Annotated in this window: 14 protein-coding genes; 3 read left to right on the top strand and 11 right to left on the bottom strand. The window is 45.8% G+C overall.

Going from position 1 to position 15580, the window contains the following annotated elements; genetic code table 11:
• Nucleotides 1-179 precede the first annotated feature (179 nt).
• From gorA to L2W36_RS19735, 3 genes are all read left to right on the top strand, one after another.
• Nucleotides 180-1535, top strand: a complete 1356-nt coding sequence (gene gorA / locus L2W36_RS19745) for a glutathione-disulfide reductase (protein WP_006072074.1) — start codon at nucleotides 180-182, stop codon at nucleotides 1533-1535.
• 267 nt (nucleotides 1536-1802) lie between these two features.
• Nucleotides 1803-3302, top strand: a complete 1500-nt coding sequence (locus tag L2W36_RS19740) for a glycoside hydrolase family 19 protein (RefSeq protein WP_236111268.1) — start codon at nucleotides 1803-1805, stop codon at nucleotides 3300-3302.
• Nucleotides 3303-3417: 115 nt separating this feature from the next.
• Nucleotides 3418-4434: an acyltransferase gene (locus tag L2W36_RS19735; RefSeq protein WP_236111267.1), complete on the top strand. Its 1017-nt coding sequence runs from the start codon at nucleotides 3418-3420 to the stop codon at nucleotides 4432-4434.
• 3 nt (nucleotides 4435-4437) lie between these two features.
• Here L2W36_RS19735 and L2W36_RS19730 read toward each other — a convergent pair whose 3' ends face one another.
• The 11 genes from L2W36_RS19730 to L2W36_RS19680 all read right to left on the bottom strand — a co-directional run bounded on the left by L2W36_RS19730 (nucleotide 4438) and on the right by L2W36_RS19680 (nucleotide 15512).
• On the bottom strand, nucleotides 4438-5373 hold the full coding sequence (locus tag L2W36_RS19730; protein ID WP_236111265.1) for an SPOR domain-containing protein: 936 nt from the start codon (nucleotides 5371-5373) through the stop codon (nucleotides 4438-4440).
• Nucleotides 5374-5488: 115 nt separating this feature from the next.
• Nucleotides 5489-6433, bottom strand: coding sequence for an ABC transporter permease (locus L2W36_RS19725; RefSeq protein WP_006072067.1), 945 nt, complete (start codon nucleotides 6431-6433; stop codon nucleotides 5489-5491).
• A 2-nt stretch (nucleotides 6434-6435) separates the two neighbouring features.
• Nucleotides 6436-7413 carry an ABC transporter permease gene (locus L2W36_RS19720; protein ID WP_006072065.1) on the bottom strand — a complete coding sequence of 326 codons (978 nt, stop codon included), beginning with the start codon at nucleotides 7411-7413 and terminating at the stop codon, nucleotides 6436-6438.
• 144 nt (nucleotides 7414-7557) lie between these two features.
• Nucleotides 7558-9111 (bottom strand): ABC transporter substrate-binding protein, encoded by a 1554-nt coding sequence (locus tag L2W36_RS19715; RefSeq protein WP_236111263.1) that lies wholly within the window; start codon nucleotides 9109-9111, stop codon nucleotides 7558-7560.
• Between the two features lie 85 nt (nucleotides 9112-9196).
• Nucleotides 9197-10915 carry a dipeptide ABC transporter ATP-binding protein gene (locus L2W36_RS19710; protein WP_006072061.1) on the bottom strand — a complete coding sequence of 573 codons (1719 nt, stop codon included), beginning with the start codon at nucleotides 10913-10915 and terminating at the stop codon, nucleotides 9197-9199.
• 663 nt (nucleotides 10916-11578) lie between these two features.
• Nucleotides 11579-12097 carry a hypothetical protein gene (locus L2W36_RS19705; protein ID WP_236111262.1) on the bottom strand — a complete coding sequence of 173 codons (519 nt, stop codon included), beginning with the start codon at nucleotides 12095-12097 and terminating at the stop codon, nucleotides 11579-11581.
• Between the two features lie 60 nt (nucleotides 12098-12157).
• Entirely contained in the window at nucleotides 12158-13183 is a 1026-nt protein-coding gene (locus tag L2W36_RS19700) for a dimethylarginine dimethylaminohydrolase family protein (RefSeq protein ID WP_236111260.1), read from the bottom strand.
• 60 nt (nucleotides 13184-13243) lie between these two features.
• The gene (locus L2W36_RS19695; protein ID WP_236111258.1) at nucleotides 13244-13699 is read right to left on the bottom strand and encodes a hypothetical protein; all 456 of its coding nucleotides are present in this window, start codon (nucleotides 13697-13699) and stop codon (nucleotides 13244-13246) included.
• Nucleotides 13700-13803: 104 nt separating this feature from the next.
• Nucleotides 13804-14412, bottom strand: a complete 609-nt coding sequence (locus L2W36_RS19690) for a hypothetical protein (protein WP_236111257.1) — start codon at nucleotides 14410-14412, stop codon at nucleotides 13804-13806.
• Nucleotides 14413-14482: 70 nt separating this feature from the next.
• Complete coding sequence (locus L2W36_RS19685; RefSeq protein ID WP_236111255.1) at nucleotides 14483-14632, bottom strand: LysR family transcriptional regulator; 150 nt, start codon at nucleotides 14630-14632, stop codon at nucleotides 14483-14485.
• Nucleotides 14622-15512: a LysR family transcriptional regulator gene (locus L2W36_RS19680; protein WP_236111253.1), complete on the bottom strand. Its 891-nt coding sequence runs from the start codon at nucleotides 15510-15512 to the stop codon at nucleotides 14622-14624. Before L2W36_RS19680 ends, L2W36_RS19685 begins: the two co-directional genes overlap by 11 nt.
• Between the last annotated feature and the right edge of the window lie 68 nt (nucleotides 15513-15580).

Raw genomic sequence — 15580 nt, 5'->3', positions numbered from 1 at the left:
TAATCGTTATTACTCATAATTAACTCTGCTTTTTCCCATTGGAGAAAGTTGCTAGACTCGATTTATAGTATGGATAGCGATTCTTAACAAAACATTGCGATGATATTGAGTTCCCTACTCTTCACCCCAATGTATCTGTTACTAGCAATCATAAAATTAATAAGCTCTCGGAGAACGTAATGGCAACGCATTTTGACTATATCTGTATTGGTGGTGGCAGCGGCGGTATCGCATCTGCTAACCGTGCGGCAATGTACGGCGCGAAGGTCGCGCTGATTGAAGCTCAAGATCTTGGCGGTACCTGTGTAAACGTTGGCTGTGTGCCAAAGAAAGTCATGTGGCACGGTGCACAAGTTGCTGAAGCGATGAACCTGTACGCAGAAGACTATGGTTTTGATGTCGACGTTAAAGGCTTCGATTGGAGCAAACTGGTTGAGAGCCGCCAAGCATACATTGGCCGTATTCACCAATCTTACGATCGCGTGCTTGGCAACAACAAAGTTAATGTCATTCGTGGTTTTGCTAAGTTTGTTGATGCGAAAACTGTCGAAGTGAACGGCGAGCACTACACAGCTGATCACATCCTTATTGCCGTTGGTGGTCGTCCAACCATTCCAAATATTCCAGGCGCAGAATACGGCATCGATTCTAATGGTTTCTTTGAGCTAAGCGAGCAGCCAAAACGCGTTGCAGTTATCGGCGCAGGCTACATTGCAGTAGAAATCGCAGGTGTACTACACGCACTAGGTACAGAAACTCACCTATTCTGCCGTAAAGAATCACCTCTACGTAGCTTTGACCCAATGATCATCGAGACGTTGGTTGAAGTAATGAATACCGAAGGTCCAACGCTGCACACCCACTCCGTGCCTAAAGAAGTGGTTAAAGAGGCGGACGGTAGCCTAACGCTACATCTTGAAAACGGTGAGAGCCAAAATGTTGATACGTTGATTTGGGCAATCGGTCGTCACCCAGCGACAGATGCAATTAATCTTGGTGCTACAGGTGTGGCAACCAACGATCGTGGCTACATCAAAGTCGATGAGTACCAAACCACGAATGTAGATGGTATTTACTGTGTTGGTGACATCATGGAAGGCGGCATTGAGCTCACTCCAGTTGCCGTTAAAGCAGGTCGTCAGCTTTCTGAGCGCCTATTTAACAACAAACCAGATGCGAAGATGGACTACGACCTAGTACCAACTGTGGTATTCAGTCATCCACCTATCGGCACCATCGGCCTAACCACACAACAAGCGGAAGAGAAGTACGGCAAAGATAACATCAAAGTCTACACCTCTGGCTTCACTGCTATGTACACAGCAGTAACCAAGCATCGCCAGCCATGTAAGATGAAACTGGTTTGTGCTGGCCCAGAAGAGACGGTTGTTGGCTTGCACGGCATCGGCTTTACTGTTGATGAAATGATTCAAGGTTTTGGCGTTGCGATGAAGATGGGCGCGACCAAAGCAGACTTCGACTCTGTCGTGGCAATTCACCCAACGGGTTCCGAGGAATTCGTGACGATGCGCTAACGCATACACTCTATTTTCAAAGCCCAGCACCTCATGCTGGGCTTTTTTGTTTTAGAGTCATTGCACACTTCAACGAGAGTTTCACCTTAGCCACTCAAGTAAGGTTTGAAATGCCTCGCATAGAGAAAGCATCAAGCACGAAATTCATGGGTTTCACGATCACTCTTCCATGGCCTTTTCTATAGTTTGTTGCGCTAGAAAGTAACGCCTTCTCACTACAGGTGAATCTATCTAGCCTAGATAAATAATATTGAAAAGGAACGTCAGATGAAAACCTCTCGATGGCTTATGGCAGCAAGCACTACCTGCTTAAGCTTACCTACCCTTGCGGTAAACCCGCACCCTGATCCACAAAATCCAACCGGGTATATTATTGCCCGTAGCGACATACAAAATAGTGAAGCAAGCAAAACTAGCAGCCCAATGTACAGAGTGTGGGCTGAGGCATTGCAGACAGCCTCAAACTCTGTCGTGGATTCGATTGATGCAGGCTTAGCAACCAACCCAAGTAACGTAAAACGGGCTGAGCGAGTCTTCCCACGTGATGAATGGGACTTTCTCACTCATATGGCTGCGCCAGAGTACACCTATCAGCGCTTTTTACAGGCTATTGGTAAATTTCCAGCGTTTTGTGGTGACTATAGCGACAATCGAGATGCCGATGCTATTTGTAAGCGTTCCATCGTGACCGCCTTCGCCCATTTTGCCCAAGAAACCGGAGGTCACATCGCCAAGGATAACTCTTGGGATAACCCTTTAGCTCTCGAAGAATGGCAGCAAGCACTGGTTCATGTGCGCGAAATGGGTTGGTCCGAAGGACAGCCAGGCTATACCACGGGGTGTGGTCAGAATGATTGGCAAAACAAACGTTGGCCTTGCGCCGCCAACCAAGGCTATTTTGGTCGTGGCGCTAAACAACTCTCTTACCACTTCAACTATGGTCCTTTTTCTGAAGTGATGTTTGATGGTGATGCAACGGTGTTACTCGATAGCCCAGCGCTTGTGGCTGACTCGTGGTTAAACCTCGCCTCTGCTATCTGGTTTTTCTTAACGCCACAAGCACCAAAGCCCGCCATGTTGCATGTTATTGATAGAACTTGGGTCCCATCTCAGCGAGAAGTAGAGGCTGGTATTGGCTATGGGTTTGGTACCACCATCAACATCATCAATGGTGGTATTGAATGTGGGGAGCAGAATAAAAACAAAGGGCAGCCAATTAACCGAATTCGTTACTGGGAAGGGCTCGCTGCACACTATCAGATTCCCATTGAAGCCGACGAGACCAATACGTGTTGGCAACAAACCCCTTATGGAAGCTTGAACTTAAACGGCGCAACAGATGTACTTTACACTAACTGGGAAGCCAGTTGGGCTTATCATGCTGACCGTCCTGAAGGCGTCTCTTTTGAATGTAACTTGGTCGGTTACCAAACTGCTTACTCTGCTCTCGTACCCGATGACTATGAAAAATGCGTCACCAACTTTTATGGCTCCCACGCCAATTGGCCAGAAGTGCGGATTGTGGACACTCTTCCCTCAACAGATAACGGCAATGGAGGTACTGGCGACGGGAATAGTGGTGGAAGCGCCACCACGTCACCTGAAATTAATCTAGTTACTTGGGTTCCGGGTAGTACATCTGTCAGCAATGGCGATACCGTAAGCTACCAAGGAAAGTGTTTTATTGCTAAGAACAACCCTGGTGTTTGGGAGTCACCCACACAATCAAACTGGTTCTGGGGTGAAGTCGTTTGCCCTTCAGCGTGATCAAACCAGTAAAAGCTGCTCTGTATGGAGCAGTTTTTACACAACTTTTATCTAAGTACTCTTCCCGCACCTGATTATATTTCTTATAGTTTCTAAAGACTGTAAGGAGTTATTAATGGATAAAAAGCACATATTTTTCTTCGATGCCATGCGCTGTGTGGCGGCACTCGCTGTCATCATTATTCATGCGCTAGGCCCTTACCGTCATGAACTCGGACAGATCCCTATGGGCGAATGGGTTACCGCTATCACCTTTAATGGATTCAGTCGCTGGGCAGTCCCGGTGTTTATTTTGATAACCGGCGCTCTCATGCTCAACGACAAACGACCGTTTGATATGAAATATTATCTGTCTCGTCGTCTCGGCAAAGTGCTGATTCCATTTATCGCATGGTCACTTTTCTACGCTTACTTATCCGGATGGACCATTGAAGGCTTTAACGGCAATACGGTTAAAGAAGTCTTATCTGAGAGCTATCACCATCAGACCTATTACCATCTTGGGTTCTTTTACTACTTTATTCCGCTTTATGTGGCGATCCCGTTCTTGCAGGTGTTCGTTCGCAAGTTTGATGACAGCGCACTTTACGCATTTACCGGCCTTTGGTTACTCACTACGCTGTTGTTCTTATTAAGAGTTGATGGTCCTTGGAGCGAGCAGTTCTGGCTTTATATGGGCTTATTACCTCTGGGCTATATCCTGTATCAAAAGCTGCCAGCGAGCCGAGGCGTGGTTACTGTGTCCATTATTCTGGGTATTGGCGCGATGGCGCTGAGCAGTTATATGGTAGTTCACGGAAGTATTGACGAAGGTCGTTATTATGTTGGACGCTGGTTCTCTTACAAGACTCTAAATACCGTCCTAGCGGCCAGTATGATATTTATTGTTTGCAAAGCCTACGCCGACAAGCTTTGGCCAAGAGCAAAGAAAGTGGTGAGCTTTATTAGTAAATACAGCTTGGGTATTTATATTCTTCACCCGCTATTCCTGTGGCCGATGAACGAACTCGGCCTACATCAAGGTCACCCAATCTATATGATTCCATTTTGGGTTATTGTCAGCGGCAGTTTGGCATTAGCAACCAGTTGGTTGCTGTCACTCAGCAGTAAGACTCGTTGGTTATTGCCTTAAAGGTTATTTACCCACACACACTACATTGAGCAAAGTATTGCCTTTTAACGGTGATACTTTGCCATTAGTAAACAGCCCTTTCTGACCATCTCCCCAATACGGCATTTGTAGTGGCCAGCGATTTTTCTGCATCACTTGTGATTTTACCAAGGCTTGCCAGTCTTCATTACTCGCCAAATGCATATCAAGGTCACTGCATACCTTTATGGCAGACTGATAACTCAAGCGGTTCCACGCTTTATCATGTTCCATATAGAACTGATGACTACTATTAGCGATATAAGGCACGCTATAACGCTGTCCATTAACTTCCGCATTTAACCGAACACTCAATGAAGCCTTAGCGCTGGTCGCAAGAGGCGTTATCTTCTCTGCTTTCCTTACTGGCTTCTCAATCGCTTTTGCTACTGGCTTGGATGTCAGCGGCTTAGCCGTTTTAGCGGGAACTTGCTGCGTCACTTTGGCAGTACGTTGAGGTGTATTGGCAGAAGCGTTGCGTTCCACTTGGCGGATAAAAGCATCACGATAACCAGATAAGGCTTTGACTTGAACAAGCTCTTGCTTGGCGATCTCAGCATCGCTGTATGGACCAATCAGACAACGATAGCTATTTTTCTGAGGCAGCATCCAAACATCGGTGGTGATTTTGGCGTACAAGGTTTTCGCTTGAGTTAGTGCCATGGGTGCATCAAGAATGCCGCACTGAATCCAATAAAGCGATGTTGCGCTCACAGGAACGTCATTGCTCCAAATCCCATTTCCAATCGGACAGGATTTATCTAAAACCGGCAGTTCATTGGTGGAGGGCTGGGAAGCGTCACACAACGCATCCTCAGCATAAACTGGTAAAGGAACCACACTACTGGTTAACAACAAGGTGCCCAACAAAGCACTAAACGAAAAACAACCTAATCCCTTAACACCATTTAAAGAGCTCATAAACATCCTCTGAACACTCTTGGCTATTGTTATCAGCGGCACAAATAAAAAGAGCCGCAATTATCTGCGACTCTTAGTGTAGTGACGATCGGGATTAAAAATCAATCACTCTGGATCACCCTTTGTAGATTTTCGGGTTGAATACATCACGTAGCCAGTCACCTAATAGGTTAATAACCAACACTAAGGTAATCAGAACAATGCCTGGGAACACGGTAATCCACCACGAACCAGAGAAAATGTAGTTAAAACCGATACTGATCAAAGAGCCCAATGATGGCTGGTCTACTGGCAGACCAAGACCTAAGAACGACAGCGCCGCTTCGGACATGATTGCATTCGCAACCTGTACCGTTGAGATAACCAAAATTGGCGACAAACAGTTAGGCAGAATATGACGGAACATGATACGTGGCGCTCTAAAGCCCATCACTCGCGCTGCTTCTACATACTCTTTCTTTTTCTCTGCAAGAACCGAGGCACGGATAGTACGTGCATACTGCGGCCATTCCGCCACACCAATTATCACGACCAGCATTGTCACGGCATATTGGCTATAGAACTCAGTGCCGAAGCTGGCCTTAAAGATAGCAGAGACTATGATCGCAACCATCATGGTTGAAAACGACAACTGAACATCAGCAAAACGCATCAAGAAGCTATCGATACGACCACCGAAGTAACCCGCTGATAGCCCAATCACAATACCTAGGAATAACTGTAAACCTACCGCTAGGAAACCAATGGTCAGAGACAGTCGAGAACCATAAAGAATGGTGGATAAAATATCACGACCTTGGTCATCGGTGCCTAATACGAAGTTCTCGTCACCGTCTTCCATCCAAGATGGCGGCAGCTCCGAGTCCATAATATCGATAGACGATAAATCATATGGGTCAGTAGGGGCGATGACAGGCGCAGCTAGTGCTAACACCAAGAACATCATGAAGACCGTAAAACTTGCCATAGCGACTTTGTCGCGCTTGAAGTAATACAAGAAGTCCGAGTTTTTAAAACGCTCCCACGCTGAAGGAGCAGCAGCTACATTTGCTTGGCTCATGGTTATGCTCCTTTTCCAGTTAGGTTTACGGTTGGGTTAATCAAGCCGTACAACAAGTCAACGATAGTGTTCGTCACCACGAAGATAAGGCCAACGAAAATAACGTAAGCGGTAATCAATGGTGTATCTACACGGTTAATCGCTTCAAGGAAAAGGAAGCCTGTGCCAGGCCACTGGAAGACGGTTTCAGTCAGGATGGTATACGCCACCATAGTACCGATCTGAACACCACCAACGGTCAAAACAGGTAACATCGTGTTTTTAAGGGCATGTTGATAGTAGATTTTTTTAAGAGGTAGCCCTTTTGCTTTCGCAAACTTGATGTATTCCGAGCTCAGTACTTCTAACATTTCAGAACGAACCAAGCGAATGAAAAGTGGCAACATAATCGATGCCAATGCGATACATGGCAAGATAAGGTGCTTAATACCATCAATTGTGAAGAATCCTGACTCCCAACCGAGCACGTTCGCAGTTTCACCACGCCCGAAAGACGGTAGCCAGCCTAACTCAATAGAGAATACATACATCAGCATGATCGCCGTTAGGAAAACCGGAATCGAGATACCAATACTACTGCCGGCCATCACCAGCTTGGTAAAGAAACTCTTTGGGTGAATTGCCGAGTACACACCGAGTGGTATCGATAAACAAATAATAATAAGCGTCGCGCCGAATACCAGCTCTAGTGTTGCCACCAGCTTATCGAGAATAACCTCAACGGCAGGACGTTTGAAAAAGTATGAAGTGCCAAGATCGCCTTGCAGCGCTGCACCAATAAAACGAGTGTATTTTGTTACGAAAGGATCGTTGAGGCCCAACTCATCACGCAGTGCTTGACGCTCTGCTTCCGAAACCGACTGACCTACAAGCTCACGCAGCGGGTCACCCAGGTTATCCTGAATGGCAAACGCCACCAAACTGATCACAAACATCACTATCAGTGCCTGAAACAGGCGCTTGACCAGAAACGAAAACATTCCTTGCCCCTTAACTATCCATAGATCTCATTGAGAGAGAAACATTCAGTCTTAATAACCACTCAATCCGACTGAAATAAACTGAGCTGAGTAGAGAGAATTGAGGAGGGGAACACTCCCCTCCTACATCACAATCACTTGTGATTATTCAACCACTAGGTCGCCAAAGTAAGGCATTACCATTGGGTTAACAATTGCTGCTGCTTTCACGTTAGACTTCGCGCCCCACGCCTCACTTTGCCAGTGTAGCGGTACGAATGCTGCGTCGTTGTATAGTGTCGCCTCAACGTCTTTCAGCATTTCAGCACGCTTAGCAGGATCCGTTTCTACGTTTGCTGCTTCAACAATCGCATCCATTTCTGGGTTTGAGTAGTGACCACAGTTGTACTGACCACGACCCGTTTCTTCGTTACGAGTCATTGTTAGGAACTCGTTGAAGTTCGCTGAATCTTCAGTATCTGAGTGCCAACCAATCATCATCATGTCTGCTGCACACACATCAAACTCTGGCCAGTATTGCGCTTTAGGCATTGTCTTAAGATCTACTTTGATGCCGATCTTAGACAGCATCGCTGCCGCTGCTTGCGCTACTTTCGCGTCGTTCACATAACGGTTGTTAGGTGCCATCATCGTTAGCGTGAAGCCATTTTCATAGCCAGCTTCTTTCATCAACTCTTTCGCTTTTTTCACGTCGTAACGTGGAACAAGCGCATCGTTGTGACCAACGTAGCCTGCTGGGCTTTGCTGGCCAGCAGCTGTTGCGAAGCCTTTCATGATTTTCTTCACGATACCTTCGTTGTTGATTGCGTGAACAATCGCCTGACGAACGCGAACATCTTTCAGTGCTTCGTTGCTTTCTTGGTTCATTTGGAATGTGATGATACGCGTACCAGGTAGCGTCACTAGATCAACACCTTCAGCGCTAGCTACACGCTTGTGGTCGTTTGGCGCAACTGGGTGAATCATGTCAACACCGCCAGAAAGAAGTGCTGCTACACGCGTTGCATCTTCTTTGATTGGTACTAGTGTTAGCTTGTCTACGTTACCTTTAGATTCTTTGTCCCAGTAATCAGCGAAACGCTCAAATTCAACCTTAACGCCTTGCTCACGAGCCGTTACGATGAATGGACCAGTACCAGAAACATGCGTCGATGCAAAAGAGTTACCGTGCTTAACTAGCTCAGATTTGTCTTTGCCATCTGCCGTTTTACCTGAGTAAAACTTGCTATCCATAGGGAAGATGTACGTCGCTGTTTGCAGTACAAGTGGGTAAGGACCTTTAGTCACTAGGTCAAACGTGTAGTCATCAACCTTAACGATTTTCTCATACGGGTCGAAGATAGCTTTAAAGTCAGGAGAGCTTTGAAGACGGTTAAATGTCCAAACAACATCGTCTGCTGTTAGGTCATTACCAGAGTGGAACTTAACGCCTTCACGTAGCTTAAAACGAACCGTCGTGTCATTCACACGTTCCCAGCTTTCAGCTAGACGAGGTTCGAAGTCCATTTCTTGGGTGAAACGAACGAGTGGGTCAAATACCATGTGTGACATTTGCAATGTGCCACCAGACAACTGCTCATGCGGGTCTAGAGATACTGGGTCAGCTGCATAGCCAACTTTGATATCTGCTGCCAGAGTATTAAAACTTAGGCCCGCTGCCATTAGCGCCACTGCTAATTTGCTTTTCATGGTTCTCATTTGCATAACTCCTTCATGCGGGGATCCGGATCCCTTGTTGTTGTGTTTGCTTCTGTTATCGAGTCCCAATAGGGAATTGTATGGCTTACGCCGTTTTTGCTACATCATCTCTTAAGCCTTTGAATTCAGGCATTAAGGAAATTAGGTGCTGACTGTATTCATGCTGCGGATCAGTAAACAACTGCTCCGTCGGTGCCACTTCCAATAGAGTACCCATTTGCATCACACCCACTCGGTCACACATTTGACGAATTACCGGCAAGTCATGACTGATGAACAGCATGGTCAGATTAAGTTCTTGTTGTAGATCTTTGAGTAGGTTAAGTATTTGAGCCTGAACCGATACATCAAGTGCCGACGTTGGTTCATCACAAATCAACAAACGAGGACGCGTTGCTAGTGCACGTGCGATAGAAATACGCTGACGCTGACCACCTGAGAATTCATGTGGGTACTTCACTCCCGCCATTTTTCCTAGGCCTACGTGCTCAAGCAGGTCTTCGACGATTTGCTTAGTTTCGCTTTCGTTTGCCGTCAGTTTATGGAATCGAATCGGCTCTGCAATGATGTCGTAGATTTTCATACGAGGGTTCATCGACGTGTACGGGTTCTGGAACACCATCTGCATCTGGCGACGCATCGGGCGACGCTCTTTCTCAGACTTCAGCGACGTAAGGTCAATACCTTCAAACGTGACTTTGCCAGAGTTAGGGGCATAGAGACCTGCAATCACACGTGCAATGGTCGATTTACCCGATCCCGATTCACCCACTAATCCAAACGTTTCACCTTCATGTACTTCAAAGCTAACGTTGTTTGATGCTTGAACATACTCACGTCGGCTTTCAAATAGCGAATCTTTAGTAACGAAGCGTAGGTTGACGTTTTCTACGTTAAGAAGCGGACCAGTATAATCACGGTGATCTTGGCTTTGACCCAACCAGTGGTTCTTAACATCCAACGGTTCCATCTCATGTGCTTCTTCTATGTAGCTCACAAGAGGGAAACGATCGAGTTTCATGTCTGAACGCGGTACTGCAGAAATCAGGCTACGTGTGTATGGGTGATCAGGTTCACCCAGTACTTTTGCCGTTGGCCCAAACTCTACCAAGTCACCACGGTACATTACCGCCACGCGATCCGTTACGTTAGAAACCACACCCATATCGTGCGTCACCAACATACAACCAACATTGTTCTTGATGCACAGGTCGCGAATCAAACCTAAAATTTGATCCTGAATCGATACATCAAGTGCTGTCGTAGGTTCATCCGCAATGATCAGGTCCGGTTCGCCGGCAAGCGCGATAGCGATCACCACACGCTGACGCATACCACCAGAGAATTGGTGAGGATATTGCTTCAAGCGGTTTTCTGGTTGTGGGATACCCACTTGATTCATAAGATTGAGCGCGCGTTGATACGCTTCATCATCCGATACCTTCATATTGGCATGGATGGTTTCTTTTAATTGTTGCTCAACAGTGAATAGTGGGTTGAGAGAGGTCATTGGGTCTTGGAATATAAACCCGATTTTTGAGCCACGAACTTTGCGCATCGCTTCTGGCGTTAAACCAGAGACTTTTTCTCCATCTAGGAAAACCTCACCACCAGCAATAACGCCAGGAGGTGAAAGCAAATCGATAACTGCGTTACCTACCGTTGATTTGCCCGCGCCGGACTCCCCAACCACACCAACTATTTCGCCGCGTTCAATATTGAACGACAAAGATTTAACCGCGGCATGTACCCCATGGCGTGATGGGTATTCGATACGAAGATCTTTTACTTCTAATAGTGACATTACCAGACCTCTACTGCTTTGGCAGCTTTCTGCCCCTGTCTGAAAAATTGAATCCATTCTTAGGCAGCATTTTCTGCTGACTATTTATAAGGGCATCAATTTGGCAAATCTTTCACAGAAAAGCAACAAAAATAGGATAAAAATTCGAAATTGAGCAAATCTAAAGCAGTATAAATAAATATATATGCAGTTTAAGTACATATAGTAGTGGTACAAGTGGCATGAAAAGTTGATGTACACTCAGAAATTCGTGCTAGACAACGAACATAAAACGCCGAACTTCACGTTATCGGCAATATTTATGACTAATGCCACCCGCATATTTATTCTGATGTAGTTTTAACACTATAGAAACATAAATTTTGTAACATGACAGAGTGCAGCACCAAACTCTAGATCTTCATCACATTTAATACACTGATCACTTTGATAATTCGATTACACAGTATTTTCCGCTATTGTGATTTACAACAAGTCACAATCCTGCATATTGAACAAAATACTGGCTATCGTTCGATCGGTAGAATTTAGCTCCAATTCTTACTCATGAAGAATGGGGGAAATGTTATTCAATGGCAGTTCTCATAGACGAACCACTGAAGATTTAGCCGTAGCAATGGCACTTAACAGTCCAAATCCCCCATCAAGCGCCGTAATTACGTTTTAGTGAGGTGTAGTTGTCGGTTCAAAACGGAAAATAGCTTCTATTTTCCTCCACAATTGTTCGCCCGCAATAAATATCGCCGCAACAAAGGTGATATCGCAAGCTAGTGCTATTACCTTTCGATATTCCATCCAGTCCACTCCAAAGGTGGGAAAGTAAAACAGCACAATATTCATAACAGGGCCCGCCACTACCATCAGCAGTAATCCCACATAATAGCCAAGCCTTGTCGAGTGGCGGCTAGGTTTGAGCTTCAGTAAATGTCTAACAAACCAATTTCTGATATGCTGCAGGCGCTCCTTGCCTAACAAGCACAGAGCGACAATAGTCGCCACTTCAGGTACACCAAAAATCATTGCACCGCTAAGTAGCGCTTTTTTACTGCTGCAAATCTCCATTGAACTAATCAAGGGAATTAGTAACGGACTTGATAAAGCGAGCAACAGTGCCACCATGCCCAAGCTAACTCGCAAATAAGCTAATACTGAGCGGAACAAAACGCCAAAATCTAATTTCATTTATCGAACACCCTGTTACCCCTCATATAAGAATAAGGGGAGGATAGAAGGGGAAAGCGACTAGTGTATGTCCCTGCGGAGCACTGAGGTCTTACAGCGTATTCCACCACAAAGCTTCGCGTGATGAGCAAATGGAACGGTCACAACCGTTAGCCCTTTTGCTTCCAGTTTTCGATTGAGGGCTGGGGTCTCTTCTGGCATTAAGATGTGGTTTTCATCAAGCATCACTGCACAAGGCCCGGTTGCCAGCGCCTCTTCTCTGTTTGCCCATACCACATCAAAGTCATCCATAAATTCAGGTAAGCCCTTTGGAAAGGCATCTCGATAGGCGATAACAAGTTTAGGGCCGGCTACACACATAACGGCGAACAAATGATGGATTCCTGTATCCTCCACTTCTGTTATGCATACTTGGTAACCATCGTGTTCTAGCATGCGCTTAACCCATTCAGCGCCACGAGCGTTAGTTGATGAAGGGCCCGTTGCCACCAGTACTCTTCCATCGCCTAAGTTGAGTACATCTCCCCCCTCATAAATATAATCTCGACTTAACGTCGGCCTTGGTGCCGTGTAATGTAAAATGTGGTTATCACCATCAATAAATGGCTGATGGAGTTCTCGCACTGGCGCAATAGAGGCCCAGCCCATATCGCTTGCCCAAACATTCTCCAAAACATTTCGACCTACAACCCAAATAGGTTCTGCAGCGAAGATTTGGGTAAAGACATTCGTTCTTTGGCACGCGGTTATCTCTTCTTCAGGCACTTCCCTAGCCTGATGAACCTTTACGCCAAAGCTCTGAAACGCCTTGACCAACGCATCATTCTCACGCTCTAGAGCCGCAGAAAATGACGGAGAAGCATGAGAAAGTAACTGTCCTCCCGCTTTTTCACAGAGATCATATAAGTCGGGCTGAAGTACACTCTGATATGTTGCTTTTACCTCTTCTGTTAGTACTGGCAGGCGGAAGTTCTGGCTATAACCCACAATCACCTCTAGAAGCTTCCCATAAAGGTTGAACTCCCCATAACTGTGTTTGGTTGCAGCTGGTACATAAACTTGGTTTTGTGTTGTGATTTTCGACATAGGATTACTCCTCAAATGGGTTAGAAAAAGAGAGTCCTTTCTCCGATGAACACTTTGAGGTTAACCCAGTCGGCTAAAGAGCAAAAAACACTCTGCGCAGTGAAAGGCTTTCACTTTGGGCGGATATAAGAAGACAACTGAAACAGGAGGATAATGCGCCCTGACCACAACTCGATAGGAAACCAACCCCTCAACTTCAACACCCGCTTCACTACCAATATAAGTTGATATACTGGGCAATTGCAGCTGATTCGAGTTTAACGGCTCACTATTACTTTGCTCGATAATGGTGTAATGCAAGTCGGCAATATTGTTTGCCACTGACGACTCGCTGACCAGCAACACGCGAGTATGCTTGTCTTTCTTAATCAACTTGCTTTCTCGCAACCCAATGATGACATCACCACTAAACACATTCACAACATTGAGTTGCAATTCAGCGACATAGTCTGCTGCACGTAAAGAGGGAGCGGCGATTAACACCAAAATGAAGGATAGCTTTCGTAAACAATCCATTTCTAACACCTTTACACATTTTCTTCGGAACAGCAGCGTAGTCGAGTTAAGTTCAGCAAGAAACTTAAACTCTGAACGTAAATCCATACAGCACTGGTTACCAACTAGCTTCTGTTCAGCTGACTATGACGAGCTAGGCGATTAACCAACTTAGCTTCTGCCCTTAGCTGTTGCTGCCAGACCAAGCTAAAGCGCCGTTGATAGCTTGGTTTTTCCGTCAGTTCTACCTTGCCTTCGCTCAAAGCCATAATTACCTCACCTTTTGGTAGCCAGCCTTTGCCATGAAAATTTATCAAGGCTTCAAGCATATCGGCCGGTCGGTTAAATGAAATAAGGTCTTTGTATTGTTGTGTACCGTTAGCCCACAACGACTGTCCGCTTTCATTGTGAACAGACATCATCCGATGCTGTTTGCCTGCCTGTAATGGTGCTTGTACCTCGACAAACTCGCGCTCTCCTAAGTGTTGAGCTTCAAGAAAGGGAGGTAAATGCGATAACGGTTGAGTCAACGCTAAGTCACATTGCTGTTTTATCAGTAACTGATGAATGGTTACCGTATCAGTACGAAACAAATCTATGCTTCGAAGCGAATTGTCAGCGATGATGAGCTGAGAGAGCTGATTCACTTCATCCAGTGCGATGCCGTAATCAAAACAAACCCTCAGACTTTTGACATTCTCTTTGCTAGAGAAGGTGTGAGTGAGGGTCAGCACATCATCAAACTCCATTGCTCGCGGTAAAAACCTCAGACCAAAAGACGAGAGTTTGAGTGGCCGAGTACCTTTAATAAACAGCTCGCAACCAAGAGAAGCTTCCAAGCGACTTCACTGTTGCCGTAAGCGCTGGCTGACTTTTGCCAAGTGCTCGTGCCGCTTTTCTCACGCTGCCATGATGAGCAATAGCAACAAAAGTTTTGATTTGGTCAAGAGTCATCCTGTTGTCTACCTCTCATTGACTTACTCATCGCCCAGTCTGTCAAACATTGCAACACTTGACTCCCTGTTAAATGCTCTCCCCAGAAAACCGACACTCCCCAAGTCGCTTTAAGGTGCGGTTCTGTTACGATTTTCATAGTGTCTGTTAGATCAATATTGTTATATACCGCAGACGTATGACTCGGTAACTCCGAAAGAATGGCAGCTATTTGTTGATGATCGGTGACTCGAATTTGCCAAGGACAAGGGAAATCGAAGCGCTTGTATATCGGAGCGGAAGTTCGCTTAGCATGAGAAATAGAGAGTTGAGGCAGTGTCAGAAGGTGGCCACTGTCGAAAACGATTGGCGACTGGTTGCTGGATTCTAACAGCTCTTCACTACTGGTTATCAAGTAACTATCCACAGTACCAAGTGAAAAAAAGTTTGGTGTTTCGGGCCAAGGTAAATCAACCAGTGTCACTATCCAATCTAGGCGCTGGGCATTAAAGGCGGCAATCAATTCATCACTGGGCAAGCAATTGACTCTAATACTGATATCCAAATCGATGATAGAAGCTAAGATTTCTTGTTGCCAGACTCGGGGTAAAGCGATATCAACACCGAGTGTCATCTGTGTTGGTGACTCAACGGCCACTGCGTTTTTTAGCTCGTAGTAACTAGCAATCACAGCCTCTGCCCAAGGAAGTATCGCCTCCCCTTTTTCCGACAACTGTTTCTTGCCCGTGCCAACCACAAACAACTCACCCCAGCGGCTTTCCAAATTCTGTATCGCCAGACTTACCGGGCCGTGAGTCTTGCCAAGCTTTTCAGCCGCCGCTACCACCGATCCTGTTTTCGCAACAGCGACAAAGCTCTCTAACTGCTCAATTGATGCCAAGTGATAACCTTTTTAAACCATTAGCTCTAGATATTAGTTTATCAAAGATATTTAACATGGCCTCACGT

The organism is Vibrio sp. McD22-P3 (genome assembly GCF_021568915.1).
GTDB classification, from domain to species: domain Bacteria; phylum Pseudomonadota; class Gammaproteobacteria; order Enterobacterales; family Vibrionaceae; genus Vibrio; species Vibrio mediterranei.
Note: the sequence above shows the minus strand (reverse complement) of the source record. Positions and strands in the feature narration are given on the sequence as shown.

Excerpts from the sequence above, each read along its gene's own strand:
- L2W36_RS19685 (WP_236111255.1), bottom strand. The coding sequence starts at position 14,632 with ATGACTCTTGACCAAATCAAAACTTTTGTTGCTATTGCTCATCATGGC.
- L2W36_RS19710 (WP_006072061.1), bottom strand. The coding sequence starts at position 10,915 with ATGTCACTATTAGAAGTAAAAGATCTTCGTATCGAATACCCATCACGC.
- L2W36_RS19695 (WP_236111258.1), bottom strand. The coding sequence starts at position 13,699 with ATGGATTGTTTACGAAAGCTATCCTTCATTTTGGTGTTAATCGCCGCT.
- L2W36_RS19705 (WP_236111262.1), bottom strand. The coding sequence starts at position 12,097 with ATGAAATTAGATTTTGGCGTTTTGTTCCGCTCAGTATTAGCTTATTTG.
- L2W36_RS19740 (WP_236111268.1), top strand. The coding sequence starts at position 1,803 with ATGAAAACCTCTCGATGGCTTATGGCAGCAAGCACTACCTGCTTAAGC.
- L2W36_RS19720 (WP_006072065.1), bottom strand. The coding sequence starts at position 7,413 with ATGTTTTCGTTTCTGGTCAAGCGCCTGTTTCAGGCACTGATAGTGATG.
- L2W36_RS19725 (WP_006072067.1), bottom strand. The coding sequence starts at position 6,433 with ATGAGCCAAGCAAATGTAGCTGCTGCTCCTTCAGCGTGGGAGCGTTTT.
- L2W36_RS19700 (WP_236111260.1), bottom strand. The coding sequence starts at position 13,183 with ATGTCGAAAATCACAACACAAAACCAAGTTTATGTACCAGCTGCAACC.
- L2W36_RS19730 (WP_236111265.1), bottom strand. The coding sequence starts at position 5,373 with ATGAGCTCTTTAAATGGTGTTAAGGGATTAGGTTGTTTTTCGTTTAGT.
- gorA (WP_006072074.1), top strand. The coding sequence starts at position 180 with ATGGCAACGCATTTTGACTATATCTGTATTGGTGGTGGCAGCGGCGGT.
- L2W36_RS19735 (WP_236111267.1), top strand. The coding sequence starts at position 3,418 with ATGGATAAAAAGCACATATTTTTCTTCGATGCCATGCGCTGTGTGGCG.
- L2W36_RS19715 (WP_236111263.1), bottom strand. The coding sequence starts at position 9,111 with ATGAGAACCATGAAAAGCAAATTAGCAGTGGCGCTAATGGCAGCGGGC.